This is a genomic window from Methylobacterium symbioticum (assembly GCF_902141845.1).
Classification (GTDB): Bacteria; Pseudomonadota; Alphaproteobacteria; order Rhizobiales; family Beijerinckiaceae; genus Methylobacterium; species Methylobacterium symbioticum.
This window is the reverse complement of the sequence record NZ_CABFPH010000007.1, coordinates 22,028-47,838: the sequence shown is the minus strand read 5'-3', so window position 1 is coordinate 47,838 and position 25,811 is coordinate 22,028. Positions and strand designations below refer to the sequence as shown.

Here is a 25,811-nt window from a genome sequence, read left to right as displayed (position 1 = left end):
CTGGGATGACGCCGGGGCGCCGCGCCGGCACCCCGCGAGAGGGATGATCCCTCTCGACACCCGGGGTTTCAGCCGATCTCGGCCTCGTCCTCGATCCGGGCCATGTCGTCGTCCGACAGGCCGAAATGGTGGCCGATCTCGTGGATCAGCACATGCGCCACGAGATGGCCCAGGGTCTCGTCGTGCTCGGCCCAGTAGTCGAGGAGCGGGCGCCGGTAGAGCCAGACGGCGTTCGGCATCTGGCCCGTCACCACCTCGCCCGACTGCGCGAGGCCGACGCCGCGGAACAGGCCGAGCAGGTCGAATTCGCTCTCGCACGCCATCTCGATAAGCGTCTCCTCGTCGGGGAAGTCGTCCACGACGATGCGCACGCCCGCGCAGAGGCGCCGGAAGCCCTCGGGCAGGGCGGCGAAGGCCGCGTCGGCGAGTTCCTCGATTTCGGCGAGGCTCGGCGCCCTGGCGCCCGCGAGCGCGCTCACGACCGCTGCGCCGCCGTCGGCAGCACGCAGCCCCCGAGGAAGCCGGCAAGGTCGTCGGTGATGTAGTCGATATGCGGCTCCTGCACCGCCTCCTGCTCGAAGGCCTCCCGGTAGGGATCGGCGACCTTGGGGACGACCAGCACGGTCGCCATGCCGAGATCGTGTGGCACCACGAGGTTGCGGGCGATGTCCTCGAAGAGGGCCGAGCGGGCCGGGTCGATGCCGTGGCGGTCGAGGAAGCGCTCGTAGGTGGTGCGCTCGGGCTTCGGCACGAAATCGGCCGCGGCGATGTCGAACACATCCTCGAAATGGCTGAGGATGCCAAGCTTCTCCGCCACCCGCTCGGCATGGCGGCGTGAGCCGTTGGTGAGGATCAGCTTGCGCCCGGGCAGGCGCTCGATGGCGTCGCCGAGCGCCGGATCGAGCTTGATGGTCGAGTGGTCGATGTCGTGGGCGAAGTCGAGGAAGTCGTGCGGATCGACGCCTTCTTCGATCATCAGCGCCTTCAGGGTCGTGCCATAGCGGTGGTAGAAATGCTTCTGCAGGGCTCGGGCCGAGAGGCCGTCGAGGCCGTAGAGGCGCATGACATAGAGCGTGATCCGCTCGTCGACCTGCGGCCAGACCATCGCGTCGCTGGGATAGAGGGTGTTGTCGAGGTCGAACACCCAGGTGTCCACCTGGTCGAAGCCGCGGGCGTCGCCGGTGGTGAAGTGGCACGTATCAGGTAGGTACACGTCTCACTCGGAGTGATGCGGCCGGGAGCGGGTGCCCCCGGCCGCGGAGGGGATCGGCTCAGCCCCTGCGGATCAGGGTGCCAGCGCCGTAATCGGTGAAGAGCTCGAGCAGCACGGCATGGTTCACCTTGCCGTTGAGGATGACCACCGCCTCGACGCCCTGGTCGATGGCGTAGATGCAGGTCTCGATCTTCGGGATCATGCCGCCGGTGATGGTGCCGTCGGCGATGAGGCGCCGACAATCCTCCACCGTGAGCTCGGGGATCAGCTTCTTGTCCTTGTCGAGCACGCCCGGCACGTCGGTCAGCAGAAGCAGGCGCTTGGCCCGCAGCGCGCCGGCGATGGCGCCCGCGAAGGTGTCGGCGTTGACGTTGTAGGTCTGGCCGTCGGCGCCGTAGGCGACGGGGGCGAGAACTGGGATCAGCTCGGCCTTGAGCACCGCGTCGAGGACGCCGCGCTCGACATGCTCCGGCTCGCCCACCAAGCCGAGATCGACCACCTGCTCGATGTCGCTGCCGGGATCCTTCACGGTCTTCATCGCGCGCTTGGCGCGGACCATGTTGCCGTCCTTGCCGCACAGGCCGATGGCCCGGCCGCCCTCGGCCGAGATCCAGCCGACGATCTGCTTGTTGATCGAGCCGGCCAGGACCATCTCGACGACCTCGACGGTCGCCTCGTCGGTGACGCGCAGCCCGCCACGGAACTCGGACTGGATGCCGAGCCGGTCGAGCATCTTCCCGATCTGCGGGCCGCCGCCATGGACCACGATCGGCTTCAGGCCGGACTGCTCCAGAAGCACGATGTCCTCGGCGAAGTCCTCCGCCGCAGCGCGGTCGCCCATGGCGTGGCCGCCATACTTGATGACCACGATCTCCTGATCGTAGCGCTGCATGTGGGGCAGCGCCTGGGCCAGTACTTCGGCGCGCACGTGGACGTTCGGCAGTTCGGTCATCGCGGTCCTCTGCGGGGCGCGGACGGCGTCGGACGCCGTCTGCGCGGGCGCCTTTCTATCGGAAGCGGGCCGGGCTGCGAAGCATGTGCGGGTGACAGGCGCATGACACGCCCTGCCCCGCAGGTTCCGTGCCGGCCGCGTGGCGCGGGCCGCACAACGGGCCGGAAACCCGCCGCCCTACTCCGCCGGAACGGTCATGCGCACCTCGCGCGGCGCGAACAGGCCCGCCTCCGGCTGCATGTCGACGCGACGGTCGTGCAGGCCGTGCAGCGTCGAGCGGTGGCCGATCGAGACGATGGTGGTGCCGGGCAGGCGCTCGCGCAGCATCCTGTAGATCGCGGCCTCGCTCGGCTCGTCCAGAGCCGCGGTCGCCTCGTCGAGGAACAGCCATTGCGGCTTGGCGAGCAGCGCGCGGGCGATGGCGAGGCGCTGCTGCTCGCCGCCCGAGAGGCGGCGGTCCCAGCTGTCGACCTCGTCGAGTCGGTCGGCGAGCTGCGGGAGCTGGGCCGCGACCAGCGCCTCGCGGATCGCCTCGTCGGTGAACTGGTCGATGGTGTTGGGATAGACGACGGCACCCCGGAGCGTCCCGAGCGGCAGGTAGGGCCGCTGCGGCAGGAGCAGGGCCGATTGCCCCGCCGGCACGTCGATCCGGCCCTTGCCGAACGGCCAGATCCCGGCGATCGCCCGGAACAGGGTCGATTTGCCCGAGCCCGACGGGCCGGTGACCAGGGTCGCGCCGCCGGTCCGGAAGGTGAGTTCGTCGGCCTTCACGATCTCGCGCCCGTCGGGAAGGGCGAGCGTCAGGCCGCGCGCCGTGACCGGCCCGGCGGTGTCATTGCCCTGGGCGAGGCCGTAGCCGGCGGCCGAGAGCGCCTCGGCCTTGGTCATCGCCCGCTTGAAGGAGCCGAGACGGATGGTGTTCGCCCGGTAGGAGGCCAGCGTGATGTAGCTGGTGACGAAGAAGTTCAGCGCGTTCTGGACGTTGCCGAAGGCGTCCGAAGTCTGCTGCAGGGTGCCGAGAGTGATCTTCTTCGAGAAGAAGGATGGCGCCGCGATGATGAGCGGGAAGACGGCGCTCGCCTGCCGGTAGCTGAAGGTGAAGGCGATCAGCTTGATGCGCCGATAGATGATGTCGACGTAGTTGTCGATCACGGTATGGAAGATCGTGGCCAGGCGCGAGGCCTCGGCGCGCTCGCCGCGCAGGAGCGCGATCTGCTCGGAATAGATGCGGTTGCGGGCCAGCGAGAAGCGGAAGTCCGCCTCGACCTGCTCCTGGCGGAAGTTGAGGCCGATCAGCGGCTTGCCGATGATGTGGGTGAGCCAGGTGCCGACCACCGCGTAGGCGATGACGAGCCAGACCAGGAAGCCGGGGATCACCGCGTCGGTGAAGGGCAGCACGAAGTCGCGCGACAGCGTCCACAGGATGACGATGAAGGAGACGAGCTGCGCGGCCTGGCTGAGCAGCCGGATCGACAGGCTCGCCGTCTGCTGGATGAAGGCGTTGACGTCCTGCTGGATACGCTGATCCGGGTTGTCGGCCTGCTCGTCGATGAACGGGATGCGGTAATGCGTGCCCTTGCCGAGCCAACGCTCGTAGAGGCTGTGCGTCAGCCAGGTGCGCCAGCGGATGTGCAGCGAGGAATCGACGAACAGGTCGACCATGCCGATCACGATGTTGAGGATCGCGAGCGGGATGAAGATCCACAGCACCTGATGCCAGAACGCTTCCGCGTTGAGCTCCTGCAGGGTGTTGTAGAGGTCGCGGTAGAAGAAGTTGAACCGCAGGGTCAGCGCCACGTCGGCGAAGTTGACGAAGATCGACAACGCCACGAGCCGCTGGCCGATCTGGCCCTCCGTGCGGCCGAACCAGCGGAACAGACCGATCTCCTTGGTCGGCGCGTCGCGGTTGGCGAAGTACGGGTCAGCGATGAGAGTGATGTCGCGGATCGGCTTCCAGTGGGAAATCGCGAGTACGATGCCGGCGAAGACCACGGCGCCGGTCGCCGCGAAGGCGGGCGGCAGGAGCGCGGCGACGACGGCGGGCAGCAGGTCCAGGGCGGCCACGGTCTTGGCGCCCGCGAGCAGCAGGTAGCCGATGCCGTAGACCGAGACGAAGACCTTGAGATAGGCGGAGAGGTTCGCCGAGGCGATGAGGATGCCCGCCATCGCGAAGCCCGCGAGCGAGACGTAGAGCGGGGGCGACGGGATCCCCGGCACCGCCAGCAGCACCAGGGCGACAAGTGCGGTGAGCGCAGCCTGGAAGCCCAGACCGGTTCTGAGTGCGGCCACGCGCGTCTCTCCCATAGTCCCGAGGCCGGGGCTGTCAGCCCGCGGCCGTCGTCAGCGCCAGTGACGGCGCGTCGTGGCGAGATAGTGGCACACGGGGCGCCCTGTCCCGTGAAACTTTGGCAAGGCCCGGGCGACCGATCGCCCCGCCTACCAGTTCCACTCCTCGAAACCCGGCTCGCGGCAGCGATAGCCGACCGGGCATTGCGGGTTGTCCCGCGTGGGCAGGAACCGCAGCTCCGCGACCTCTGAGAACTCGCAGAAGGAGCGGTCGCGCACCAGGCGCTCCGCCGTGCCCCGGCCGGTCGGGATGGTGATCTCGCCCTCGCGCTTCACCAGCGCCATCGCCTCGGCGCAGACGAGGCGTTGCGTCGCCGCGGGTGGGGCGGATGGGGAAGCGGGTCGCCCTTGCGCGACGGCGGAGGCACTGGCGGTGAGGCCGAGCAGAAGGGCGCTGACGAAGCGTCGCATCGAGAAAATGGCCAAGTGCCTCGGAACGCACGTGAACTCTGGGTGAGGCCGCGCGGGTCGCGCATCCCTCTCCCACGGTTAAGCATGGCAGTTTCCGCAGGCCCCGGGAAGGGCCTGGGTGTCACCCGCGCGCGCCAGCGCAACACAATTCGCCGTGGCGCCGCCGTAATCGGCTGATTTGGAATTTGCAGGCGCAGAGACCCGGTTAACATTTCGTTGAACACGGGACGGGATGGGACCGGCGCCGCTGCTTGACCTGCCCCCGCCGCGAGGACTGGTGTTCTGCGATGTCCGCTCTCTCGATTCTCGATCTCGACGCCGTCCGGGCCGCGCCCGTGAGCCATGAGCCCTACGCCTTCACGCTCGGCACCAACGTGCTGAAGCCCGAGTCGATCGACGCGATCCGCGCCGATTTTCCCGATATCGCCAAGCCCGGCTACCTGACGGTGGACGAGGTCGCCCTGAAGGGCCGCTTCAAGGCGTTGATCGACGAGCTGGAGAGCGACGCCTTCTCCGCGATCCTCGGCGAGAAGTTCGGCATCGACCTCGTCGCGTGCCCGCGCCTGACGACCATCATGAAGCGCTCGCAGCTCAAATACGGCTCGATCCACACGGACGGTCCGTCGAAGGTGCTCACCCTGCTCGTCTACATGAACGACGCCTGGTCCGCGCCGGCCGCCGGCCGCCTGCGGGTTCTCTACGACGGCAAGAACTACGAGCCCTTCGCCGTCGAGGTTCCGCCGACGATGGGCACGATGTTCGCGTTCCTGCGAGCGGACAATTCCTGGCACGGTCACGAGCCCTTCGAGGGCGAGCGGCGCGTGGTCCAGGTCGCTTGGTTGAAGGATGCGGCCGAGCTGGAGCGGAAGAAGAAGCGAAACCGCACGGCGCAGTTCCTCAAGGGCATCTTCGGACGCTGAGACATGAGCGGGGGAGCGGTCATGGCGGCGGGTCTCGATTCGGGACCCCTGGGCAAGGAGGCGGGACGGCGCGGCGGTGGCCGCGGCTGGCGCGCCATTCTGCTCGCGCTCGCAGCGGGCTGGGGCGCCTTCCTCGCCTACAGCGCGATCTTCCTGACCGAGGATCCGCCCCTGCGCCGCGCCGCAGCCGCGGACCGGGAGGCCGCGACCGGGCTCGATTTCCCCGCAGCGGGCTCCGCCCCGTTGCAGGCGGCCCGTCGCGTCGCCTACGGGCTCGACGAGCCGCGCGCCGCCTCGACGCCCCCGGCCGATCCTCCGACCGCCGCGCACGCCTCCACGGCCCGCGTGACCTCCGCCGAGTCCCCGGCTCAGCCCGGCCGGACGGGAGCCCTGCCCGAAGCGGCGGCGACGGCCCCGCCCACCGAGCGGATGGCGGCCGAGCGGCTGGACCATATCGGGGTCTGGGGGCCGAACGCCGCGGCCTGCGGCGCCCGTCACCGCCGCCGCGGCTACTATCAAGCTACGATCACCCCGGAGCGAGCGAAGGCCGGCCGTACCGTCTGCACCTTCCATGACGGCCACCGCGTCGGAAATGCCTGGGTCACGGCTGCGGAGTGCAGCGACCGTGGCCGCCGCTGGTCCTCGCAGGTGCGCCTCCTCGTGGAGGGCGACCGCCTGACCTGGTCGAGCGCCAAGGGCACCGCATCGTATGTGCGCTGCGGTCGGCGCGCAGGCTGATCTCGGAGCGTCAGCGCCCCGCGACCTCGGTCCGGGCCTTGAGGACCTCGATCAGCGCACGGTCGCGCCGCGCCTCCAGCTCCGCCACGGTGCGGCCGGCAGCCTCCGCCTCGACACCAGCCACGATGGCCGCTTTGACCGTGTCGGTGAGACGCGGCGTCCCGAGGCTCGCCCAGCGCAGCTCCTGGCTCGGCCCGAGATGGTCGAGGTAATGTCGGATCCCCCCGGCCCCACCGCCGAGATGGTAGGTCATGTGCGGCCCCATCGCCGACCAGCGCAGGCCAGGCCCGTTGCAGAGGGCGGCGTCGATATCGGCCACGCTCGCCACACCCTCCGCGACGAGGTTCACGGCCTCGCGGTAGAGCGCCGAGGCGAGGCGATTGGCGATATGGCCCGGCATCTCTCGGCGCAGGATCACCGGCCGACGCCCGAGCCGGGCGTAGATGGCGGCCGCTCGCTCCGCAGCCGTTTCGCCACCCGCAACGATCTCGACGAGCGGGACGAGATGCGGCGGGTTGAAGGGATGGGCGACGAGCACGCGCTCCGGTCGGCGGCAATCGGCGACGATCCGGCTCCGCAGCATCGCCGAGGTGCTCGATGCGATCAGGATATCGGCCGGCAGGCTGGCATCGATCCGGGCGAGCAGGCCGCGCTTGAGGCCTTCATCCTCCGGCGCGTTCTCCTGCACGAAGCCGACGCCCGCGAGCGCGGCCTCGAGATCCGCGTGCGTGCAGAGCCGGCCGGCGCCGGTCAGGCCGAGTTCGGCGAGCTGGGCCCGCGCGAGGTCGACCGAAGCCTGCAGGCGATCGGCAAAGCCCGTGGCCGGATCCCAGGCGGAGACGTCGATTCCGTGCGCAAGGAACAGGGCCGCCCAGCTCGCACCGACCGTACCGCATCCCACCACGGCGACGGCGCCGATCTCATCCATTTCAGAACTCCGGACTCTTCCACCGCACGCGCTTTACATCCGGTGCGACCGCTGCCTTAGTCAACGCGCGATGCTCTCGTTTTCGTGAGATCGAGCGGGCGACAAGACCCGCGACCGGAGGATGCCCATGCTCAAGCGCGCCCTTGCCTGCGCCGCCCTGTTCGCCCTCGCAGCGACCGCTCCCGCCCGCGCGCAGGACGTGGTCCGGCTCGGCAATCTGAAATTCGCCCATTACGGCGCGATCTCGTACATGAAGGAGATCGCACCGAAATTCGGCCTGAAGATCGACGAGCGCCAGTTCGCCAAGGGCGCCGACATCTACCCGGCCATGGCGGTCGACCAGATCGACATCGCGGCTTCGGGCGGCGACGGCGCCGTCGCCGCGCGCGGGAACGGCGTGAAGCTTCTCGTGGTGGCGGGCTTCGCCAATGGCGGCGTGCGCATCCTCAAGCGGCCGGATCTGCCGGCCAAGACCGCGGCGGACCTGAAGGGCCTCAAGGTCGCCACCGTCCGGGGCGGAACCCAGGACCTGATGCTGCTGGCCGAGCTCGACAAGCACGGCATGACCTGGTCCGAGCGGCCCGGCAAGGACGTGCAGCTGACCTATTTCAACAACTACGCCGACCTTAACCAGGCGCTGGCGCAGAAATATGTCGACGTGATCTGCCAGAGCGAGCCGCAATCGACGCAGGCGATCAGCGCCGGCTGGGGCGTCGAGCTGGTCAAGCCCTACGATACGCCGATCGGCATCCCCTATCGCCCGCTGGTGATGACCGAGAAGATGTACAACGAGAAGCCGGAGGTGGCGGCCAAGGTCCTCAAGCTGTTCGTCGCGGCCACCAAGGCGTTCATCGACGACCCGGCGCTGGCGGAGAAATACGTGCGCGAGCAGGTCTTCAAGGGCCAGCTCTCGAGCCAGGATTTCCGCGATGGCATGGCCAACGCGAGCTACACCTACGACATGCCGGCCGGGCACATGCAGACCACCTCCGACTATATGGTCAAGTACGGCCTCGGCAAAATGGTCAGCCCGCCAAAGAGCGACGCGGAATGGGTCAAGACCGACCTCCTGGATAAGGCCAAGGCCGAGTTGAAGACCAACTGATGCGCGTGTCCTCGCTCCGCGGCGCCATCGTCCCGGTCGGCCTGCTCGTCCTCTGGGAGATCCTCAGCCGCGTCGGCGTGTTCTCGCCGATCGTGCTGCCGCCGCCCACCGCGGTGGCAGCCAAATGGTTCACCGGCCTGCTGCCGGGCCTGCCCTACGATCCCGACACGCAGAGCTATCTCGGCTGGCTCTTCTCTGGCGAGATGCCGCACGACATGGTGTCGAGCCTGTCGCGCGTGGTCAGCGGCTTCGTGATCGGGGCCGGGCTCGCGGTGCCGGTCGGGCTGGTCCTCGGCACCAACGACCGGCTCTACGACCTGTTCAACCCGCTGCTGCAGGTGCTGCGCCCGATCCCGCCGATCGCCTACATCCCCCTCGCCATCGTCTGGTTCGGTCTCGGCAACCCGCCCGCCCTGTTCCTGATCGCGCTCGGCACCTTCTTCCCCGTCCTCGTCAACACCATCGCCGGGGTACGGCAGGTCGACTCGATCTACATCCGCGCGGCGCGCAATCTCGGCGCTGGCTCCTGGACCATGTTCCGCCGGGTGATCCTGCCGGCGGCGAGCCCCTTCGTGCTCGCCGGCATGCGGATCGGCATCGGCACCGCCTTCATCGTGGTGATCGTCGCCGAGATGATCGCGGTCTCGGACGGGCTCGGCTACCGCATCCTTGAGGCGCGGGAATACATGTGGTCCGACAAGATCATCGGCGGCATGCTCACGATCGGCGTGCTCGGCCTGATCATCGATGGCGCGATGAGCCGCCTCAACGACCATTTGCTGCGCTGGCACCGCGGCTTGGAGCGGTAGCACCCGCTTCCTCCTCCCCTCCTAATCAGTCAGTGCGAGACGGGAAACGGCATGTCGGCAGAGATCGTGGTCGCGGATGCCAGCAAGGTGTTCGGCAGCGGCGATGCCGGCGTCGCGGCCCTGCAGGACGTCACCGCGACGGTGCCGGAGGGGCAGTTTCTCTGCCTGCTCGGCCCCTCCGGCTGCGGCAAGTCGACCCTGCTCAACGCGATCGCGGGCTTCACGCCGCTGACCGCGGGCCGCATCACCATCGGCGGCGCGCCGGTGACCGGGCCGGGGCCGGATCGCGGGATGGTGTTCCAGGAATACGCGCTGTTTCCCTGGATGAGCGTCGAGGACAACGTGCGCTTCGGCCTCGACATCAAGGGCGTGCCGCGCGGCGAGGCCAATGCGACCGTCGATCGGATCACGGCCACCCTCGGCCTGTCGGACTTCCGCAAGCGCTTCCCGAAGGATCTGTCCGGTGGGATGCGACAGCGCGTGGCCATCGCCCGCATCCTGGCCCTCGATCCGCCGGTGATGCTGATGGACGAGCCCTTCGGCGCCCTCGACGCGCTCACGCGCCGCACCCTGCAGGACGAGCTGCTCAGGATCTGGGCCGAGTACCGCAAGACCGTGATCTTCGTGACCCATTCGATCGAGGAGGCGATCTATCTCGCCGACAGGATCCTGGTGATGACCTACCGGCCGGGCCGGCTCAAACGCGACGTCATGGTGGAGATGCCGCGTCCGCGCGACACCGCCTCGGCCGAGTTCAACGCGATCAAGCGGGAGCTCGCGGGCCTCGTGATGGCCGAGCAGCAGCGCTTCACCGACGCCGAGCTGCACGCGCCCGCGGTCGATTGATCTCAGATTCGCCGCTTTCGCGAACGAGTCAGGTCGGACGAACGCACATCCGGCGCGGATACGGCCGCGCATCGCAGGACGGCCCGGTGATCCGCTTCGACGACGTCACGAAGGTTTACAGGACGGACGGCCATCGCCGCACCATCCTGGAGCGCGTCTCGTTCACCCTCAAGCCGGGCGTCAGCTACGGGATCCTCGGCATCAACGGCGCCGGCAAGTCGACGACCATGCGCCTCATCGGCGGGGTCGAGGCGCCGACGAAGGGCGAGATCCACCGCGGTCTGCGCGTCTCGTGGCCGCTCGGCTTCGCGGGCGGCTTCCACCCGCAGATGACGGGCCGCGACAACGTCATCTTCGTCGCGCGCATCTACGGCGAGGATCCGCGGCGGGTCCTCGATTTCGTCGAGGACTTCGCCGAGCTCGGCAGCTATCTTGACGTCCCGATCCGAACCTATTCCTCCGGCATGGGCGCGCGCCTCGCCTTCGGGATGAGCATGGCGATCCCGTTCGACTGCTACCTGATCGACGAGGTGACCTCGGTGGGCGACGCGCGCTTCCAGAAGCGCTGTAACGAGGTCTTCTCCAGCCGCCGCAAGCATGCCGACGTGATCATGGTCTCCCACTCGATGGAGGTCATCCGCGAATGGTGTCAGCAGGGCATCGTCCTCCTCAACGGACGCGCGATCGTCTACGAGGACGTCAACGACGCGATCGAACTCTATCGACGCCTGAACGCCTGACCCGGTCCCCGCTGCCGAACCGCGACGGACATGGTTTCGCCGCGGGCGGGTGCGAGTGCAGGTGCCGGAACGATCGATCGCCGCGACCCGGCGGTCGGCAGGGGAAGCGAACCACCCGATGAACGTCGAGATCCGCAATCCGCAGGGTCAGCCGCTCAGCACGGCGGACAAGTCGCAGGCGGTTGCCGAATCGCTTCGGCAGATCGCGCGGCTGTCACGCTTCGCCGACCGGAAGAAGGGCATCCGATCCTACCAGAGCCACGTCAAGCGCGATCCGTGGCTGCCCGTTCTGTTCGTGCTCTGCTTCGTTCTGCCGACCCTGTGCGGCGCGATCTATTACGGGCTGATCGCCTCCGATCGTTACGTGACCGAGACGCATTTCGCGATCCGGCCGGCGCTCGGCGGTGCCGAGAAGGCCACTCCGGACAAGGTTGGCACCAATCTCGGCGTGCCCAAGGAGCTGATCGCGCAGGACACGCTGATCACGTACGAATACATCCTGAGCCGCGCGATGCTGGAGGTCTTGGAGAAAGAGATCCCGCTGCGGGAGTGGTTCAGCCGCGACAGCATCGACTACCTGTCGCGCTTCGATCCAGAGAAGCCGATCGAGAAATTCGTGAAGTATTGGCGCCAGCGCGTCTCGATCGACGTCGAGTCGGGATCGGGCATCATGACCCTGTCCGTGAACGCCTTCGACCCGCAGGAATCCCTGACCATCACCAGGGCCGTCCTCAAGGAGGCCGAGCGCATGGTCAACGAACTCACCATGCGGGCCCGGCGGGATGCGGTCGCGGAGAGCAACCGAGAGCTGAAGCTGGCCGAGGAGCGGATGACCCGGATCCGCTTCGCCGTGCGAGACCTGCGCAATCGAGACGGCGTCCTCGATGCGCAAAAGACGAACGAGGCGAACCTCAAGACGATCGGCGAGCTGCGCACCGCCCGGATCAACCTCGCCGTGCAGCTCACCGTCGCACAGCGCGATCTCGGCCCGAGCTCCAACCGGATCGTCGAATTGAAGACCCAGATCCGCGACCTCGACGAGAACATCGCCCGCCTCGAACGGCAGGCGGCGAGCCTGGATCCCGAGCAGAAGCGCCTGCTCTCGGACGCCCTGACCCGGTTCGAAGGGTTCGACAACGAGCGCAAGGACGCCGAGAAGTATTACGCGGCGGTTCTGACCGCGAACGAGCGGGCCCGCATCATCGCCGCGCGGCAGATCGAGTTCTTCAGCCTGATCGTACCGCCGGTTCTGGCTCAATCGGCCGTGCAGCCGCGGCGCGCCCTGATGATCAGCCTGATCACCGCAGGCGCCGCGATTCTGTTCGCTGGCGCCATGTTCGCCCGCAAGCAGATCGCCTGAGCCGCGCCGGCTGCCCGCCTCAGCGGGTAGTCGAGCCGGGCGTATGGCTCGGCGGCAGCGTTCCCCCCGGGCGTCCATCGGCCGTCGCGGCATCGACCCCGGACCCGGCCAGACCGGGTCCAGCCAAGTCGGTCGTCCGGGTCAGGCCGGCTTCGCCGGTGCCGCCGGTCCAACCCTGGGCCCGCCAGCCCTGGGCGCGCTCATCGAGATCGATCGAGCCGTGCTTGTCCAGGATCGCGAGGACTCGGTCGGCCATGTCGGCGTCGACGCGCGCGGTCACCAGGGTCCCACCGCGGCGCACGCCTTCAGCATAGGTCTCGGCCTCGCGCGGACTGAGGCCGGCACCCGTGAGGCCACCGATCAGGCCCCCGGTCGCGGCGCCGACCCCCGCCCCCGTCACCGCCGCCACGAGCCAACCCGCCGCGACGACCGGCCCCAGTCCCGGTATGGCGAGGAGGCCGATCCCCGCGAGCAGCCCGGCTCCGCCGCCGAGCACCGTGCCGAGGGTCGCCCCCGTCCCGGCCCCATCGGCCGCGTCGGATTCCGCGGCAGGCGCCGGGCGGCCCGGTTGCGCGGCGCGCTCGGTGAGCCGGTTCTCCGGGTCGCTCGCGACGATGCTGATATCGGCATGCGGAATGCCCTCGGCCTCCAGCTTGTCGACCGCGCGGGCAGCCGCGTCGTAATCGTCGAACAGGGCCGTGACGGCGCGTGTGGCCATGGGTCGTCTCCTGAACTGCTGGGCCTGCGGCGGCCGCTCCTCAGCGCGCCGCGACGTTCCCGCGGTAATCCATCCCGATCCGGACCTCCTTGCCGGCATGGGTGGCGATGCCCTCCCAGATGCCCTGATCGGTCTTCTTCAGATCGCGGATCTCGCCGAAACCCATCCGGCCGAAGCGCTCGCGCACCTGAGCCTCGGTGAAGCTGTTGGCGCCGGATTCGAGCGGCTCGCCCACCATGCCGTGGCCGTCCGGCCGGACCGCCTCGCTGGGCGTCTGGGCCGAGGCCGATCCCGCGGCGAGGGCCAGAAGGGCGATCGTGACGGTGAGGGCGCGCATCGGTGGGTCCTCGGCAGGGTCCGTGCCTTCTCAAGCCCCGGATCCGCACGGGGTTCCGGTCGGCCGGACCCGGAGGTTAACGGGATGCTAACCATCCGCCCGGCAATTCTTGCCGGGTCCGCCGGTTGCGGATGGGAGCGCGGGCATGAGCGAGACGGCCTCTGTGCCGGAGCGGATGGGCGGCATCGCGGGGGCGCTGAACGGCCTGGCGCTGCCGAGCCGCGGCGACCTTCGGGCGCTGTCGCGCCGCTCCGATCTGTTCTTCGCGACCGCCGTCATGGCCATCCTGGCGGTCCTGATCTTCCCGCTGCCCTCGGTCCTGCTCGACCTGCTCCTCGCCGTGTCGATCATCATGTCGGTCCTGATCATGATGACGGGACTGTTCATCGACAACCCGCTCGAATTCACCGTCTTCCCGACCCTGCTCCTCATCGCGACCATGCTGCGGCTCGCGCTGAACCTCGCCTCGACGCGCCTCATCCTGGGCCATGGCCACGAGGGCACCGCGGCGGCCGGCCACGTCATCGAGGCGTTCGGCAACTTCGTGATGGGCGGCAACTTCGTCATCGGGATCATCGTCTTCGCGATCCTGATCATCGTGAACTTCGTCGTGATCACGAAGGGCTCGGGCCGCATCGCGGAGGTGGCGGCCCGCTTCACCCTCGACGCGATGCCCGGCAAGCAGATGGCGATCGATGCCGATCTCTCGGCGGGGCTGATCGACGAGAAGGCGGCCAAGGCGCGCCGCGCGGCCCTCGAGGAGGAATCGGCCTTCTTCGGCGCCATGGACGGCGCCTCGAAATTCGTGCGCGGCGACGCGGTGGCGGCGCTGCTGATCACCTTCATCAACGTGGTCGGCGGCATCATCATCGGCGTGGCGCAGCAGGGCATGCCCATCGGCGCGGCCGCCAAGAGCTACACGCTTCTGACCATCGGCGACGGCCTCGCGAGCCAGGTGCCGGCGCTGATCGTCTCGACGGCGGCCGGCATCCTGGTCTCGAAGGCCGGCGTCCGGGGCTCGGCCGACAAGGCGCTCGGCAAGCAGCTCGCCCATTACCCGAAGGCGCTCGGCATGTCGGCGGCCGTGATGGTGCTGATCGCGCTCCTGCCCGGCATGCCGATGCTGCCGTTCCTCGCCCTCGCCGCCGGATCGGGCTACGCCGCCTGGCGCATCGCCAAGACCGCGAAGGAGGCGCCGCCGCTCGATGCCGATGGCAAGCCGGCCGACCCGGCAGCGGTCGCCGCGGCCAAGGAAGAGACCGTCACGGAGCTGCTCAAGCTCGACGACCTCAAGCTCGAGATGGGCTACGCCCTGCTCGCCCTGGTGAACGGCGAGGCCGGCGATCGCCTCACCGACCAGATCAAGGCGCTGCGGCGCCAGCTCGCGGCCGAGCTCGGCTTCGTGATGCCCTCGGTGCGCATCCTCGACAACGTGCAGCTCGACGCCAATGCCTACGTGGTGCGGGTGAAAGAGATCGAGGCCGGCACCGGGCGGATCTTTCCCGGTCAGTTCATGGCGATGGACCCGATGGGCGGCCAGGTTCAGCTCCCGGGCCAGCACATGCTGGAGCCGACCTTCGGCCTGCCCGCGACCTGGATCGATGCGGGCCTGCGCGACCAAGCCCAGCTCAAGGGCTACACCGTGGTCGATGCGGCAACCGTGGTCTCCACGCATCTCACCGAGATCATCAAGGCCCATGTCTCGGAGCTTCTGAACCATGTCGAGGTGCAGAAGCTGCTGCGCGAGCTGCCCAAGGAGCACGGCGACCTGCTCAAGGAGGTGGTGCCGAGCCAGATCTCGACCACCGGCGTGCAGCGCGTGCTGCAGTTCCTGCTCGCGGAACGCGTGTCGATCCGCGATCTCGGCGCCATCGTGGAAGGCATCGCGGAGGTGGCTGGCGGGGTGAAGAACCCGCGCGACATCGTCGAGCACGTGCGCGCCCGCCTCGGCCGCCAGATCTGCGCGCAGTACCAGGGTCCGGACGGCACGCTGCCGATCATCACCCTGTCACCGGCCTGGGAGCAGGCCTTCCTCGATGCGATCGTCGGCGAGCGGGAGGAGCGCTACCTCGCGATGCAGCCCTCGAAGCTGACCGAGTTCGTCAACACGGTACGCGACCGCTTCGAGAGTGCCGCCCGCCTCGGCGAGATGCCGGTCCTCGTGACCTCGGCCCAGTCACGGCCCTTCGTGCGTTCGATCATCGAGCGCTTCCGCCGCGAGACCCCGGTGATGAGCCAGGCGGAGATCCATCCGCGGGCGCGGCTGCGTACGGTGGGATCGATCTGAGCGTCCGACGGCTGGGTCCAAGCGGGCGCCTTCTCGCACCCAATCCCAAGCCGCAATCCGACGATCGCAGGCTGCCCTGCACCGGTGTCGGTCGTTGCCGATGCGGTCGGCCGATCGATCCAGTGGCGGTCCGCATCACGCCGGACCGCAGCTTTCGTCTCTCCCGAGCGGGAAAGGGCCAAAGGCTGGGGCGAAGGCTGATCGGAGGAACCCGCGCGCTGTGACGTGGCCCGAGGGCCGGGTCCATCCGGGGCGTTCTTCACCCCTCACCCCATCCCTCTCTGCTCGAGCCCATGCCTTCCTCGGACAGGCGAGGGCCGGACGGAGCCGGATCGGGCGGGCTCGTCGGCGAAGCGCGCGCCGCCGCCTCGAGGCTGCCTTCAGGCGGGGTGCTTCTCCATGCGGCGCTCCAGCTCGCGCGCATCGAGGCCCGGCGCCGTCAGCGGCGGCTCGGGCGGCGCTTCGGCCGCCGGCTGCCTCCGCAGGGCGCTGGCGAGGCGGTTGCGCTCGTAGAGCAGCACCACCACCACCGAGATCAGGAACGGAAGCCAGAAGTAGAACAAGCGGAAAACGAGCAGGGCCGCGATAACCGCCGGCCGGTCGATATCCGGCATCGCGACGACGAAAACCAACTCGAAGACGCCGAGGCCGCCGGGTGCGTTGGAGACGAGCGCCGCCGAGAACGAGGCGAGGAAGACCGCGAGCACCACGAGGAAGCCGGGATTGCCAGCCTCGGGCAGCGCGAAATAGATGATGCCGGCTGCGCCGAGGAGTTCGAGGGGCGCTGCGACGAGCTGGCGGCCCATGATGGCCGGGCGCGGATATTCAAGTTTGAAGCTGCGGATCGTCAGCGGCTTGAGTCTCAGCAGGGAGCCGGCGACATAGAGGGCGACGAAGGCAAGCAGCCCGACGCCGAGGACGCGCGCGGTGGCCGGATCGGTCAGCACGGCCGGCAGGATGCCGTTGAGCCGGGTCAGGGTGCCGGGCAGCACGGTGAGCACGAAGCCGCCGAGCAGGATCGTCCCGAGGCCGAACGTGAAGGAGCACAGCGCCACCAGCACGGCGACCTGCGCGGCCGAGAGGCCCTTGGCGGTATAGGCCCGGTAGCGCACGACGGCGCCGGAGAAAACCGAGGCGCCGATATTGTGCGAGAGCGCGTAGGTGGTGAAGGAGCAGACCGAGACGAAGAACCAGGAGATGTGCCGCACACCGAGATGCAGCAGCGCGATCCGATCGTACCAAGCGAGCGCCGCGTATGCGACGAGCGTCGAGAGGGCGGCGAGCAGGAAGTGATGGAGCGGGATCGCGAACAGGCTGCCCTTGATCTCGGCGATGGAGATCCCGGCGAGTTCCCGGTAGAGCAGGTAGCCCGAGACGACCACCGCCGCGAGGCCGACGAGCGGCCAAATAAACTCGCTGATCTTCTTCATGGCACCTGCCCTTCAGGGCGAACCTGATGCGCCAGGAAGAGGCGCGCCGCAAGTGAGGCCGAACGGCCCCGCGCAGCGCGTGATGTCAGCCGATCATGACCGTTTCATGCCGATCACGGATCCGAGAGCGGCGTCGTCCCCTTCGAAGACAGGATTCCGGACGCGGCCCGGGATCGTCCGGTCAGGCCCGCGCCCGGGCCAGCCCGATCCCGTCCATCGCCGCCTGCTCGCGGGCGGCTTCCGCAGCGCGCTCGGCCGAGCGCTCGCGGTCGTCGAGGATCTCGACCTTCTTCAGGTCCTCGAAGGCCTCGCCGAGCTCGGCCTTCGCCTCCGCGAGCTGGTCCTCCAGCGCGGCGGCGGACTGGCGCATGTTGTCCCGCCGCGTGGCCGCGGCGCGGGCATAGGTCGGATAGGCGAAATGTGCCGTGTCGGTGATGCCGGCCCGGGACTCCTCCTGCGCGATCTCCCGATCGAGTTCGGCCGCCATCCGCAGGAAGTCGGCCATCATCATCTCGATCTGGGTCACGCGACGGCGCTTCTCGTCGACCTGGAAGCGGCGCAGACGGATCAGCGTGTCACGCGATTTCATGGGGGACGCTCACTCCACGCTCACAAGGAGGCCCCCTTCCGGACATGCCGGAACGACCTCTCAGTCGGTGCCCACGATCTGGGCGAGACGGGCATATCCTTCGCCGATGGACGTTGCTTCTTCCTTACCCTGTCCCAGAAAAGCCTCGATATCGGGCATGAGCGCCACCGCCTGGTCCACTTCCGGCGACGAGCCGGCCCGATAGGCGCCGAGGCGGATCAACTCCTCCATGTCGGCATAGGTCGAGAGTACGCGCCGGGCGCGCCGCACCACCGGCAGATAGGCCGGGTCGCAGGCACGCGGCATGGTGCGGGAGACCGAGCGCAACACGTTGATGGCCGGGTAGCGCCCGCGCTCGGCGATGCCGCGCTCCATCACGATGTGCCCGTCGAGGATGCCGCGCACGGCATCGGCCACCGGCTCGTTGTGGTCGTCGCCCTCCACCAGCACGGTGAACAGGGCCGAGATCGTCCCCTCCCCCACGCCCGGCCCCGCCCGCTCGAGCAGGCGCGGCAGTTCCGAGAACACGGTCGGCGTGTAGCCCTTGGCGGTGGGCGGCTCGCCCGCGGCGAGGCCGATGTCGCGCTGGGCCATGGCGAAGCGGGTGATCGAATCGATCATGCACAGGACCTTCGCGCCCTGGTCCCGGAAATGCTCGGCCACCGAGAGCGTCACGTAGGCGGCGTTCCGGCGCATCAGCGCCGGCTCGTCGGAGGTCGCCACCACCACGACCGAGCGGGCGAGACCTCCGGCGCCGAGATCGTCCTGCAGGAATTCCTGCACCTCGCGGCCGCGCTCGCCGACGAGGCCGATCACCGCCACGTCGGCGGCGGTGTAGCGGGCGAGCATCGAGAGCAGCACCGACTTGCCGACGCCCGAGCCGGCGAAGATGCCCATGCGCTGGCCGGCGCACATGGTCAGGAAGGTGTTGATGCAGCGGATGCCGAGATCGAGGGGCGGCCCGACCCGGCGCCGCGCATGGGCGGGGGGCGGGTCGGCGCGCAGCGGGTAGATCCGCGGCCCCTCCGGCAGGGGGCCGAGCCCGTCCACGGGGCGCCCCAGGGCGTCGATCACCCGGCCGAGCCAGCCCTGGGACGGGCGTACCGCGCCCGCCGCCTCGTCGCGGACATAGGCCGGGCAGCCGCGGCGCACGCCGTCCAGGGAACCGAACGGCATGGCGAGCGCCCGGTCGCCCTGGAAGCCGATGACCTCGCAGGGGATCAGGCCGGCCGCTCCCTCGACGTCGAGTCGGCCGCCGAGCCGCATGGCGGCCACCGGCCCGGCGACCTCGACGAGCAGGCCGCGGATGGCCACGACGCGGCCGTAGACGGCGAGCGGCTCCACCCGCTCCAAGGCCGCCCGCAGGGCGGCGAGGGACATGGGAGCCGTCGCAGGATTCTCCGCCACCGGGGCGCCCTCTCAACCCTTCGTTTACCTCCCTCCTTAACACTGAGGTCATCGGGCTTGTAGCGGCCCGTGCTTTCCGAGTGTCGAGGCGGGTCGCGAGGCCGGCCGCGGCGAGCTGCCTCGACATGCCGCACCGGCGTGTCCGGCAGGCCACAGTGAGGGCACGACTCGTTGCAGGGGAGGCACTTGAATCGGGTTGCGGGGATCGACCGCGCGGGGAACGCTGGCACCTGTGAGAACAGATCGTCAACGTTACCGGCTTGGCCGCACGAGAGACACCAACAGATCGCTTGCAACCGAGAATCAGGTTTTGTTAACGATTAACCACTAGCGTTTCACGTCAATGTCGACGGAACGCCTGTCCACAGGCCGGGGCAGGTGAGCGGCGGGGGCGTGTCCGAACGCTGATGCGGCCGGCGGGGCTGGGGACCGACGATGCGGGTACTTCTGATCGAGGACGACAGCGCCACGGCGCAGAGCATCGAGCTGATGCTCAAGTCCGAGAACTTCAACACCTACACCACCGATCTCGGTGAGGAGGGTGTCGATCTCGGCAAGCTCTACGACTACGACATCATCCTCCTCGACCTGAACCTGCCCGACATGTCGGGCTACGAGGTGCTGCGCTCGCTCCGCGTCGCCAAGGTGAAGACCCCGATCCTGATCCTGTCCGGCATGGCCGGCATCGAGGACAAGGTGAAGGGCCTCGGCTTCGGCGCCGACGACTACCTGACCAAGCCCTTCCACAAGGACGAGCTCGTCGCCCGCATCCACGCGATCGTCCGCCGCTCGAAGGGTCACGCCCAGTCCGTCATCACCACCGGCGATCTCGTGGTGAACCTCGACCAGAAGACCGTCGAGGTCTCCGGCGCCCGCGTCCACCTCACGGGCAAGGAATATCAGATGCTGGAGCTCCTCTCGCTCCGGAAGGGCACGACGCTGACGAAGGAGATGTTCCTCAACCATCTCTATGGCGGCATGGACGAGCCCGAGCTGAAGATCATCGACGTGTTCATCTGCAAGCTCCGTAAGAAGCTCGCCAACGCCAGCCAGGGCAAGAACTACATCGAGACCGTCTGGGGCCGCGGCTACGTCCTGCGTGAGCCGATGGACGGCGAGGAGCGCATCGCGGTCTGATCCCCGCCCCATCCGCTCCCCCGAAGGGCCTGCCGCCGCGGAGACGATCCGCGCCGGCAGGCCCTTCGCGTTAGGGGGTATGGTTCCGACGCCGGTGCACCACGGCACGCCGCGAGGGGCGCCCCTGGCCCGGAGGCGGGGCCGGCGGCGCGGGTGCCCCTGTTCGGGCGGATGGGATGTGCTATGGCTCGGCCCGTGATGAATCCGACCCTGCACGGCTGGCGCATGCTGACCGCGATCCTTCAGATCGCGGCCTTCGTGCTGTTCGTGCTGCCGGCTCCGGCCCAGGCCGCCGTGCACCGGCATGCGGGTCTCCACGCCGCGCTGGACCAGGCTGCGGCCGAGCACGGCCACGCCGTCTCCGTCACGGATTCCGCCACTGATCTGGCCGACGCCGCCCCCGATGCGGGCAGTGGCCATGACACCTGCTGGCTCGGCTGCTGCTCCTGCCACGCCTTCGTTGGAGCGACGCCCGTCGCGCCCGCAGTCGCAAGCTGGACGGCGCAGCGCCTGCCTGTGCCCGCCCCCGAGGCCGCCCGTCCGGACGCGGCGCCCGGTATCCTGCCCGAACCGCCCAGACCCTTCGCCTGAAACCGGCGCGCCCGTCGGCGCGCCCTCCGCGTGGGACGCCGAGTCGTCCCGCGCCCGGGCTCAGACACGGTCAAGGGTGCCTTTTTCCCATGCGAATGCCATTTCGTGCCGCTCGCGCGGCTCTCTTCGCGCTCGCCCTCGGAGCCGGCGCGGTCTCGGCCCATGAAGGCCACGACCACGGCGATGCCCCCAAAGCGGCGCCTGCGACGATCGCACCGCGCGGCACCTCGAGCACGGACGCGCTCGAACTCGTCGCGGTCGCGCGCAACGGCCAGATCACGGTGTTCATCGACCGTGCCGCGACCAACGAGCCTGTGACGGTGGCCCAGGTCGAGGCCGAGACGCCCGAGGGCGCGGCCCATGCGGCACCGGCTCCGGACGGCAGCTACCGCCTCGACGCCCATTGGAGCGAGGCGCCCGGCGCCTACGACGTGCTGTTCACGGTGACGGTCGACGGCGCCACCGAGCTGTTCCCCGTCTCCCTCACAGTGCCGGAACCGCCGCCTGCGCCCCCCTCCGGCCCGGCCGCCGCCTGGCATGCCGGCCTCGCGGTCGCGCACGATTTTCGCCAGCACCTGCGGGAGGCCGACCCGATGCCCTTCCTCATCGGGGGCGCGGGCTTCCTCCTCGGCATCGTGGCGACCCTCGCTATCCGGCGCCGCCCCCTCGTGCCGGCCGTCGCCGTGCTCCTCCTGGCCGCAGCGCTGCTCGCCGCCCCCGTCGCCTTCGCCGGCGAGGGGCACGATCACGGCGCTCCGCAGGCGATGCAGATGGCGGCTCCCGGCCCGCAGGACCTCGCCCAACGCATGTCCGACGGCGCGGTCTTCGTGCCGAAGCCGACGCAGCGCGTGCTGAGCCTGCGCACCCTCGTGACCGTACAGGCCGCGCTCAGCCGCACCACCGAGCTGCCCGGCCGTGTCGTGCCGGACCCGAATGCCAGCGGCGTCGTGCAATCCTCGGTGGGCGGCCGCCTCTCGCCGCCGGAATCCGGCCTGTTCCCCCGCCTCGGCACCCGGGTCTCGAAGGGCGACGTGCTCGCCACCGTGACGCCGCCGGTCCAGGCGGTGGACGTCTCCGACATGCGCCAGCGCCAGGGCGAGCTCGACCAGCAGATCGCCATCGTCGAGCGCCGCGTGGAGCGCTACCGCAAGCTCGCGCCCGGCGGCGCCATCTCCCAGGTGCAACTGGAGGAGGCCCAGGCCGAGCTGAAGGGACTGATCGACCGCCGCAGCGCGCTGGACGGCGTGCGCGCCCAGCCCGAAGCGCTGACCGCGCCGGTCTCCGGCATCGTCGCCGAGGCGAACGCGGTGGCCGGCAAGATGGCGAGCCCCGGCGCGGTGGTGTTTCAGATCGTCGATCCGGACCGGCTCTGGGTCGAGGCCCTGAGCTTCGACGCCCCGGCCGCGGCCGCCGACGCCACCGCCCGCCTCGCGGACGGCCGGGTGTTGAGCCTCGCCTATATGGGCGCGGGCCTAGCCGACCGTAGCCAGGCCGTGCCGGTGCAGTTCGCGATCCGCGGCACGCAGGCGGACCTGCGCACCGGTCAGTTCGTCACCGTGCTCGCCGAGACCGACGCGCGCCAGACCGGCCTCGCCCTGCCCCGCACCAGCGTGGTCCGCGGCGGCAACGGCCAGAGCATCGTCTACGAGCACACCGCGCCCGAGCGCTTCGAGCCGCGCGAGGTGCGCGTCGAGCCCCTTGATGCGAGCCGCGTGCTGGTGGTCTCGGGCCTGACGCCCGGCCGCCGGATCGTCACGCAGGGCGCCGAACTCCTCAACCAAGTCCGCTGAGGAGGGCGCCCGATGTTCACGCTCCTCGTCACGCAGTCCCTACGCAACCGCCTGCTCGTCCTGACGCTCGCGGCCGTGCTCGTGCTCTACGGCGCCTTCGCCGTGACCAAGCTGCCGGTCGACGTCTTCCCCGATCTCAACCGGCCGACCGTCACCATCATGACGGAGGCCGAAGGTCTCGCCCCCCAGGAGGTCGAGCAGACCGTCACCTTCCCCCTCGAGACGCAGATGAACGGCCTGCCCGGCGTCAGCCGCGTCCGCTCGGTCTCGGGCGTCGGCCTGTCGGTCACCTATGTCGAGTTCGACTGGGGCACCGACATCTACCGCAACCGCCAGCAGGTCGCCGAGCGGCTGGCGATGGTGCGGCCACAGCTACCGCCGACGGTCACCCCGATGATGGGTCCGGTCTCCTCGATCATGGGGCAGATCGTCATGGTGGCGCTGACCGGCGAGCGGTTGAGCCCGATGCAGCTGCGCGAGATCGCGGATTTCACCATCCGCCCGCGCCTGCTCGCGATCCCCGGCGTCGCCCAGGTCATCCCGATGGGCGGCGAGGTGCGCCAGTTCCGCGTGGCGCCCCAGCCCGCGGCCTTGCGCGCACTCGGCGTCACGCAGGCGCAGCTCGAGACGGCGCTCGCCCAGTTCGGCACCAACACCGGCGGCGGCTTCACCGACCAGTATGCCCGCGAATACCTGATCCGGAACCTCGGCCGGACCATGGATCTCGACGACCTGCGCAACATGGTCGTCGCCACCGTCGAGACGAGGCCGGTCTATCTGCGGCAGGTGGCGGAGGTCTCCTTCGCGGCGCGGGTGAAGCGGGGGGACGCCGGCTATATGGGCGCGCCGGCCGTGATCGTCTCGGTGGAGAAGCAGCCGGGCATCGACACGGTCCGCCTCACCGGCGCGGTCGAGACGGCGCTGAAGGAGATCACCGCGAGCCTGCCGCAGGGCGTGCGCGCCGACCGGCTGATCTTCCGGCAGGCGGATTTCATCGAGACCTCGATCCGCAACGTCGAGGGCGTGCTGGTCGAGGCGGTCGCCGTCGTGGCGGTGGTGCTGTTCGCCTTCCTGCTCAACCTGCGGACCACCGCGATCTCGCTGACGGCGATCCCCGTCTCGATCCTCGCCACCGCCATCGTGTTTCACCTCGCGGGCCTCTCCATCAACACGATGACGCTCGGGGGGCTCGCCATCGCCATCGGTGAGCTCGTCGACGACGCGGTGGTCGATGTGGAGAACATCTTTCGCAGGCTCGGCGAGAACCGGCGGGCCGGCAATCCGCGCTCGGTCTTCGCCGTGGTGGTCTCGGCCTCGAACGAGGTGCGCTCCGGCATCGTCTACGCGACGATGGTGATCGTGCTGGTCTTCGTGCCGCTCTTCGCCCTGTCGGGCATCGAGGGCCGGCTCTTCGCGCCGCTGGGACAGGCCTATATCGTCTCGATCCTGGCGAGCCTCCTCGTCTCGATCACCCTGACGCCGGTCCTGGCCTATTACCTCCTGCCGGGGATGAAGCGGCTGGAGGGGCATGAGAGCGGGCTGGTGCGGCTGCTGAAGCGGCTGAACGCGGCCGTCTTGCGCGTCGCCCTCGCCCATCGGCGGCCGATCCTGGCCGGTGCGGCCCTCGCGGTCGCGGCGGCGGCCTTCGCCGCGACCACCCTGCCCCGGGCCTTCCTGCCGCCCTTCAACGAGGGCTCCTTCACGGTCAACATGACCTTCAATCCCGGGATCTCGCTCGTCGAAAGCAACCGGGTGGGGCTGGTGGCGGAGCGCCTGCTCCTAGAGATCCCGGACGTGCGCTCGGTCGGGCGCCGCACCGGCCGGGCCGAGCTCGACGAGCATGCGGAGGGCGTCCATTCCTCCGACCTCGAAGTGGCGCTGAAGCCGGGCGCCCGGCCCAAGGCTGAACTCGTCGCCGATATCCGCGGGCGCCTCGCCCTGCTGCCGGTCAACGTGAATGTCGGCCAGCCGATCTCGCACCGGCTCGACCACATGCTGTCCGGCGTGCGCGCCGAGATCGCGCTAAAGATCTTCGGCGAGGATCTCGACACGCTCCGCCGCCTCGCCGAGGACCTGCGGCGGCGCATGGCCGAGATCCCCGGCCTCGCCGACCTCCAGGTCGAGAAGCAGGTACTGATCCCGCAGCTGGAGATCCGCGTCGATTACGCCCGCGCCGCCCTCTACGGCGTGCAGCCGGCCGCCCTGGTGGAGCAGCTGAGCCGCCTCTCCAACGGGCAGGTGGTCTCGCGGGTGGTGGACGGCTACCGCCGCTTCGACGTCGTGATGCGCCTCTCCGATTCGGTGCGCACCACGGGCGGGCTCGGCGACCTGCTGATCGAGACGCCCTCCGGCTGGGTGCCGGCGCGCCAGATCGCCGACATCCGCGAGACGGACGGGCCGAACCAGATCCTGCGCGAGAACGCCCGTCGGCGCATCGTGGTGATGGCCAATACCGGCCCCGGCGCCGACATGGGCGCCATCGTCACTGCCATCGAGAAGACGGTGGCCGGGTCCCATCTGCCGGAGGGCTATGCCACCAGTCTGGAGGGCACCTTCCAGGCGCAGGGCGAGGCGAGCCGGACCATCGGCCTGCTCTCGGGGCTGTCCTTCGCCCTGGTCTTCGCCCTGCTCTACAGCCGCTACCGCTCGGCGGTGTTCACGCTCATCATCCTCGGCAGCATCCCGCTGGCCCTGATCGGATCGGTGGCGGCCCTGACGATCGCCGGGCAGCCGCTCTCGGTGGCCTCGATGATCGGCTTCATCACGCTGACCGGCATCGCCACCCGCAACGGCATCCTGAAGATCAGCCACATCCTCAACCTGGCGATCCACGAGGGCCTGTCCTTCGGACCGGAGCTCGTGATCCGCGGCAGCCTGGAGCGGCTGGCCCCGGTGCTGATGACGGCCCTCTCGGCCGGCGTCGCGCTGGTGCCGCTGCTGATCGGGGCCGACGCGCCGGGCAAGGAGATCCTCCATCCCGTCGCGGTGACGATCTTCGGCGGCCTGATCAGCGCCACGCTCCTCGACACGGTGCTGACGCCGCTCCTCGTCCTGAGCTTCGGCCGCAAGCCGCTCGAGCGCCTGCGTCAGGCCCGATCGAACCCGGCCGACGCGGCGTCAGGCCGCCCGGCCGAGGCCTTCTAAGCCACCGACCCAC

The 25,811-nt window shown here is 69.4% G+C and carries 23 protein-coding genes; 12 read left to right on the top strand and 11 right to left on the bottom strand.

Annotated features, from left to right (window positions below):
• Window positions 1–68: 68 nt before the first annotated feature.
• The 5 genes from MET9862_RS04285 to MET9862_RS04265 all read right to left on the bottom strand — a co-directional run bounded on the left by MET9862_RS04285 (window position 69) and on the right by MET9862_RS04265 (window position 4,922).
• Complete coding sequence (locus tag MET9862_RS04285; protein WP_142581872.1) at window positions 69–479, bottom strand: metallopeptidase family protein; 411 nt, start codon at window positions 477–479, stop codon at window positions 69–71.
• The gene (locus MET9862_RS04280; protein ID WP_142581871.1) at window positions 476–1,213 is read right to left on the bottom strand and encodes a pyrimidine 5'-nucleotidase; all 738 of its coding nucleotides are present in this window, start codon (window positions 1,211–1,213) and stop codon (window positions 476–478) included. Before MET9862_RS04280 ends, MET9862_RS04285 begins: the two co-directional genes overlap by 4 nt.
• Before the next feature lie 58 nt (window positions 1,214–1,271).
• Window positions 1,272–2,165 carry an acetylglutamate kinase gene (gene argB, locus MET9862_RS04275; protein ID WP_142581870.1) on the bottom strand — a complete coding sequence of 298 codons (894 nt, stop codon included), beginning with the start codon at window positions 2,163–2,165 and terminating at the stop codon, window positions 1,272–1,274.
• 177 nt (window positions 2,166–2,342) lie between these two features.
• On the bottom strand, window positions 2,343–4,454 hold the full coding sequence (locus tag MET9862_RS04270) for an ABC transporter ATP-binding protein/permease (protein WP_142581869.1): 2,112 nt from the start codon (window positions 4,452–4,454) through the stop codon (window positions 2,343–2,345).
• A 147-nt stretch (window positions 4,455–4,601) separates the two neighbouring features.
• Window positions 4,602–4,922: a hypothetical protein gene (locus MET9862_RS04265; protein ID WP_142581868.1), complete on the bottom strand. Its 321-nt coding sequence runs from the start codon at window positions 4,920–4,922 to the stop codon at window positions 4,602–4,604.
• 287 nt (window positions 4,923–5,209) lie between these two features.
• Here MET9862_RS04265 and MET9862_RS04260 point away from each other — a divergent pair, with 287 nt between their 5' ends.
• Both MET9862_RS04260 and MET9862_RS04255 read left to right on the top strand, forming a co-directional pair.
• Window positions 5,210–5,842, top strand: coding sequence for a 2OG-Fe(II) oxygenase (locus MET9862_RS04260; RefSeq protein ID WP_142581867.1), 633 nt, complete (start codon window positions 5,210–5,212; stop codon window positions 5,840–5,842).
• A gap of 3 nt (window positions 5,843–5,845) precedes the next feature.
• Window positions 5,846–6,580 (top strand): peptidase inhibitor family I36 protein, encoded by a 735-nt coding sequence (locus MET9862_RS04255; RefSeq protein WP_142581866.1) that lies wholly within the window; start codon window positions 5,846–5,848, stop codon window positions 6,578–6,580.
• Between the two features lie 10 nt (window positions 6,581–6,590).
• Here the strand turns inward: MET9862_RS04255 and MET9862_RS04250 are convergent, their stop codons facing one another.
• A complete protein-coding gene (locus MET9862_RS04250) occupies window positions 6,591–7,508 on the bottom strand; it encodes a 3-hydroxyacyl-CoA dehydrogenase NAD-binding domain-containing protein (protein WP_142581865.1) in 918 nt (305 codons plus the stop codon).
• Between the two features lie 127 nt (window positions 7,509–7,635).
• On the opposite strand from MET9862_RS04250, the gene MET9862_RS04245 reads away from it, so the two are divergent.
• From MET9862_RS04245 to MET9862_RS04225, 5 genes are all read left to right on the top strand, one after another.
• The gene (locus MET9862_RS04245; RefSeq protein WP_142581864.1) at window positions 7,636–8,613 is read left to right on the top strand and encodes an ABC transporter substrate-binding protein; all 978 of its coding nucleotides are present in this window, start codon (window positions 7,636–7,638) and stop codon (window positions 8,611–8,613) included.
• The gene (locus MET9862_RS04240; protein ID WP_142581863.1) at window positions 8,613–9,422 is read left to right on the top strand and encodes an ABC transporter permease; all 810 of its coding nucleotides are present in this window, start codon (window positions 8,613–8,615) and stop codon (window positions 9,420–9,422) included. The genes MET9862_RS04245 and MET9862_RS04240 overlap by 1 nt, the downstream gene beginning before the upstream one ends.
• A 51-nt stretch (window positions 9,423–9,473) precedes the next feature.
• Entirely contained in the window at window positions 9,474–10,268 is a 795-nt protein-coding gene (locus MET9862_RS04235; protein WP_142581862.1) for an ABC transporter ATP-binding protein, read from the top strand.
• An 86-nt stretch (window positions 10,269–10,354) separates the two neighbouring features.
• The gene (locus MET9862_RS04230) at window positions 10,355–11,008 is read left to right on the top strand and encodes an ABC transporter ATP-binding protein (RefSeq protein WP_142581861.1); all 654 of its coding nucleotides are present in this window, start codon (window positions 10,355–10,357) and stop codon (window positions 11,006–11,008) included.
• Window positions 11,009–11,126: 118 nt separating this feature from the next.
• Window positions 11,127–12,368 carry a KpsE/RkpR family capsule polysaccharide export protein gene (locus MET9862_RS04225; protein ID WP_142581860.1) on the top strand — a complete coding sequence of 414 codons (1,242 nt, stop codon included), beginning with the start codon at window positions 11,127–11,129 and terminating at the stop codon, window positions 12,366–12,368.
• Between the two features lie 19 nt (window positions 12,369–12,387).
• Here MET9862_RS04225 and MET9862_RS04220 read toward each other — a convergent pair whose 3' ends face one another.
• Both MET9862_RS04220 and MET9862_RS04215 read right to left on the bottom strand, forming a co-directional pair.
• On the bottom strand, window positions 12,388–13,086 hold the full coding sequence (locus MET9862_RS04220) for a general stress protein (protein WP_244612560.1): 699 nt from the start codon (window positions 13,084–13,086) through the stop codon (window positions 12,388–12,390).
• A 40-nt stretch (window positions 13,087–13,126) separates the two neighbouring features.
• Entirely contained in the window at window positions 13,127–13,423 is a 297-nt protein-coding gene (locus MET9862_RS04215; protein WP_142581859.1) for a hypothetical protein, read from the bottom strand.
• Window positions 13,424–13,568: 145 nt separating this feature from the next.
• Here MET9862_RS04215 and flhA point away from each other — a divergent pair, with 145 nt between their 5' ends.
• Complete coding sequence (gene flhA, locus MET9862_RS04210) at window positions 13,569–15,710, top strand: flagellar biosynthesis protein FlhA (protein WP_142581858.1); 2,142 nt, start codon at window positions 13,569–13,571, stop codon at window positions 15,708–15,710.
• A gap of 380 nt (window positions 15,711–16,090) precedes the next feature.
• Here flhA and MET9862_RS04205 read toward each other — a convergent pair whose 3' ends face one another.
• The 3 genes from MET9862_RS04205 to fliI form a co-directional block, all read right to left on the bottom strand.
• Window positions 16,091–17,140 carry a lysylphosphatidylglycerol synthase domain-containing protein gene (locus MET9862_RS04205; protein WP_142581857.1) on the bottom strand — a complete coding sequence of 350 codons (1,050 nt, stop codon included), beginning with the start codon at window positions 17,138–17,140 and terminating at the stop codon, window positions 16,091–16,093.
• Window positions 17,141–17,321: 181 nt separating this feature from the next.
• On the bottom strand, window positions 17,322–17,729 hold the full coding sequence (gene fliJ, locus MET9862_RS04200; protein ID WP_142581856.1) for a flagellar export protein FliJ: 408 nt from the start codon (window positions 17,727–17,729) through the stop codon (window positions 17,322–17,324).
• 60 nt (window positions 17,730–17,789) lie between these two features.
• Window positions 17,790–19,109, bottom strand: a complete 1,320-nt coding sequence (fliI, locus tag MET9862_RS04195) for a flagellar protein export ATPase FliI (RefSeq protein ID WP_142581855.1) — start codon at window positions 19,107–19,109, stop codon at window positions 17,790–17,792.
• 462 nt (window positions 19,110–19,571) lie between these two features.
• Between fliI and ctrA the strand changes: the two genes are divergently transcribed.
• The 4 genes from ctrA to MET9862_RS04175 all read left to right on the top strand — a co-directional run bounded on the left by ctrA (window position 19,572) and on the right by MET9862_RS04175 (window position 25,798).
• Complete coding sequence (gene ctrA / locus MET9862_RS04190; protein ID WP_142581854.1) at window positions 19,572–20,273, top strand: response regulator transcription factor CtrA; 702 nt, start codon at window positions 19,572–19,574, stop codon at window positions 20,271–20,273.
• A gap of 183 nt (window positions 20,274–20,456) precedes the next feature.
• A complete protein-coding gene (locus MET9862_RS04185; RefSeq protein ID WP_142581853.1) occupies window positions 20,457–20,864 on the top strand; it encodes a hypothetical protein in 408 nt (135 codons plus the stop codon).
• Between the two features lie 89 nt (window positions 20,865–20,953).
• Window positions 20,954–22,654 (top strand): efflux RND transporter periplasmic adaptor subunit, encoded by a 1,701-nt coding sequence (locus MET9862_RS04180; protein ID WP_142581852.1) that lies wholly within the window; start codon window positions 20,954–20,956, stop codon window positions 22,652–22,654.
• 12 nt (window positions 22,655–22,666) lie between these two features.
• On the top strand, window positions 22,667–25,798 hold the full coding sequence (locus MET9862_RS04175) for an efflux RND transporter permease subunit (protein WP_142581851.1): 3,132 nt from the start codon (window positions 22,667–22,669) through the stop codon (window positions 25,796–25,798).
• Window positions 25,799–25,811 lie beyond the last annotated feature (13 nt).